This window comes from Acinetobacter sp. AS5 (assembly GCF_048957595.1).
Classification (GTDB): Bacteria; Pseudomonadota; Gammaproteobacteria; order Pseudomonadales; family Moraxellaceae; genus Acinetobacter.
Map to the genome: position 1 here is coordinate 1 of NZ_JARDAL010000144.1, position 977 is coordinate 977.

Genomic DNA, 977 nt, shown 5'->3' on the forward strand with positions numbered 1-977 from the left:
TTTGTAATATTCGCCTCGAGCGCAGCGTTTCGTACATCAGCTAGGTTTAACCAATGGCGGTGCTCAGCTTTAGTTTTTTCAATTTTGTGTGGTGTTCTTGGGTATTCCCAACTCCAGTAATGCTTTTTATAAATCTCCTTATCTTTCACAAGATACGCCTGTATAGATTGACTATCCTCATTAGTTGCATAGCCAACGCCAAAGTAAATATCTAAACCTTGCTTTAGTGCAGTTTGATAATCGGCTTCAAATTGAATAACAAGGGATTCAATCCTAGCTTCATGAGAAAAGATACTAGATAGTTTTAACATCACACGGCTCCAAGTTTAAGGCAATATGCCTCGAGATAAAACCATTATAACGGTCAAAATCCACTAAATTAGTTTATTTAAAAAAAATTTCATTAAAGTTAAACCCTTGAAGATTAAAACATACGGCGAAAAACTTAGGTTTTTTATTCAATATTAATCAGACTTACTCAAATTTAGTCTAGATGAACTGGTATTTTTAAAATTAAGGCTGCTTCGCGTTCCCATTTGTGAACAGATTCTCATTTTTGAGAATGAATTATATTTCATTTTTTGACTGACACTGGAACAATTAGCCATAGACGAGTAGGGGGTGGGTAAAGCCATATACCACATTTAAGAAATAACGCCGTAGTGGTGTTAATTCATTGTTAATTGAATATGGTTTGAATTAAGGCTTGATGGAAATGCATTAGTAGAATTATGGGTGCTGAATTATCAAAATTAAGTTTTGGATTATTTTAATCAATTAAAAAAACATCGTTTGCGTTTATAAAGCCAGCAGTTGATCAATTAGCTGATCAACGCAAGGGTATTAACCTTTTTTATGGTTTAAATACTTTTGAGTACGTTCTAATAATTTCGGGATGGTTTTTTCTGCTTCTTCTTGGGTGAGATGCAAACCATAAAATTTATTAGTTGTTCCGTAGCTTTCATTAAGTACTGAAT

The 977-nt window shown here is 33.4% G+C and carries 1 protein-coding gene; it reads right to left on the reverse strand.

The genetic code is table 11. The features are described from left to right. On the reverse strand, nt 1-311 hold a 311-nt coding region (locus PV763_RS17645), incomplete at its 3' end, for a hypothetical protein (protein ID WP_420938296.1). Nucleotides 312-977 lie beyond the last annotated feature (666 nt).